This is a genomic window from Herbaspirillum sp. VT-16-41 (assembly GCF_001994935.1).
Lineage (GTDB): Bacteria > Pseudomonadota > Gammaproteobacteria > Burkholderiales > Burkholderiaceae_D > Herbaspirillum > Herbaspirillum frisingense.
On the sequence record NZ_MUXB01000180.1, the window covers coordinates 1 to 1,709 of the forward strand.

Genomic DNA, 1,709 nt, shown 5'->3' on the forward strand with positions numbered 1-1,709 from the left:
CTGCAATCTTTTTAGGTAAATCGGTGTTATCATGGAACCCTAAAAATTTCTCGGATTGTGGTCCATACACATAAAGCGGGATATCTACACCGGTATGATTGGTGCTTGTCCAGCCAACACTCGCATGTTCACTTGTAACTGTATTAATTGCTAAAGCTGCATCCTCTGCTTCTTGAACTTTTTGGACTTGTTGTTCAGATAATGTAAGTCTAGTATGTCCTTCAACCACTTCACGAACATTAGAACGATCATCATTTAACTGGCTTGCCATGTAATCCCCTGTAGCTGTAACATTTTGTAATACGTCCAAATTCAATTCCATGGATCCATTTGCCCCAGTCGTCATTCCGCCTGTGTCATGATCACCGCCAACAACAACTAATGTTTTCCCATGGGTGAGATCGCACTCAACTGCGACGTGTGATCCAAGTTCCTGTCGTTCCACTCGGTGTTGTCGGACACCGTGCACCCCTTCCCTGATCAGCGGTCTGCCCGAGGACGGTTCTGGCACCGGGCGCCGCCCGATCATCTTCGCACGTCGAGGGGGGTGTCGCGAGCCGATGCAGGTTCTGTCCGACAGGATTTGACGATCACTTGACCACCCGCGCGTGCTGGGGCTCGGACAGCTCCCTCCCGGCGTCGATCTCGAGCTCGTCCTCGGCCCTCACGGTGAAGGTCCCGCCGGCAGAGGTGACGGAGTCCGCCGCGCCGCCGGGGATCTTCAGCGCAGGCTCCATCACGGCAGGATCACCGATGGCGCGGATCACGTACGGCGAGGGCACTACGGTGCCGTCCACCACGATGCCGCCGTCGGCCGAGGTGGTGATAGCGGTCGAGGCCACCACCCGCACCGGGCCGATCTGGAGGACCTCGGCTCCGGCATTGCGCAGTTCCTGCACCACTCCCAGCACAGTGCCGGTGGAGACACTCCCTGTGGGGTCCGCGATCGTGACCCGGACGCCTCGTCCGTGGGCGGGGAGCACGGAACAAACACCACAATTGCGCCTTGAACACATGCGCTTTCAGCGTGTGTTGACATCATATCGGAGAGGGAAAATGTACCGATATATACTAGCTTTGGCTGTGACCCTGGGGGGTATGCAGTTCGTAACGGTTCCAGCCGCACAGGCGCAGGAACGGCCCATCAGATGCGAATCACGCAGCTTCCGCTACAATGAGTGCGAGACCGACATGCGCCGGCCGCGGATCATCCGGCAGCTTTCGGGTTCGGCCTGCATTCCCGGCCAGAGCTGGGGCTTCAGCCGCGGCACCATCTGGGTGGACAAGGGCTGCTCGGCGGTCTTTGCCGACAGTGCCGAGCGTCCGCGCTGGCGGGATCAGAATGATCGTCCGCGTTGGCGGGATGATCGCAGCCGGGACCGCTCTGCCCGAGCGGCGCATCGTCATCGACCGCATCGCCTGAGACCTGCAGGGCCCACGAGGCCGCCCCACAGCCTGACGCAGAAGGGCCGGGACGTTCCCGCGGGAACGCCCCGGCCCTTCTGCAAGCGGGTGAGCCTGCAGCTCAGCGTGCGCGCAGCGCGGGCAGGATGTGGTGCACCATCAGTGGTGCCAGCCTGATGCTGCCCGTGCCCGTGCCCGTGCCCGTGCCCGTGCCCGTGCCCGCGCCCGTGCCGGCGCCTGTGCCGGTGGTGTCCAGGGGGATCCAGCGATGCTCGGCCAGCTCCGCCCGGACCGCGAGCGGTTCC

The 1,709-nt window shown here is 61.4% G+C and carries 3 protein-coding genes and 1 pseudogene; 1 reads left to right on the forward strand and 3 read right to left on the reverse strand.

From position 1 onward, the window contains the following. Both BTM36_RS25620 and BTM36_RS25625 read right to left on the reverse strand, forming a co-directional pair. A partial coding sequence (locus BTM36_RS25620; protein ID WP_174616924.1) for an alkaline phosphatase occupies window positions 1-529 on the reverse strand: 529 nt, incomplete at its 3' end. 61 nt (window positions 530-590) lie between these two features. Beyond that, window positions 591-1,016: a DUF881 domain-containing protein gene (locus BTM36_RS25625; RefSeq protein WP_254427099.1), complete on the reverse strand. Its 426-nt coding sequence runs from the start codon at window positions 1,014-1,016 to the stop codon at window positions 591-593. An 82-nt stretch (window positions 1,017-1,098) separates the two neighbouring features. On the opposite strand from BTM36_RS25625, the gene BTM36_RS30030 reads away from it, so the two are divergent. After that, the gene (locus BTM36_RS30030; protein WP_168189843.1) at window positions 1,099-1,581 is read left to right on the forward strand and encodes a DUF3011 domain-containing protein; all 483 of its coding nucleotides are present in this window, start codon (window positions 1,099-1,101) and stop codon (window positions 1,579-1,581) included. On the opposite strand, the pseudogene BTM36_RS28150 reads toward BTM36_RS30030, so the two are convergent. Further along, window positions 1,526-1,709 (reverse strand): annotated as a pseudogene (locus tag BTM36_RS28150) (hypothetical protein); the annotation flags it as partial. The gene BTM36_RS30030 and the pseudogene BTM36_RS28150 sit on opposite strands and share 56 nt — an antisense overlap.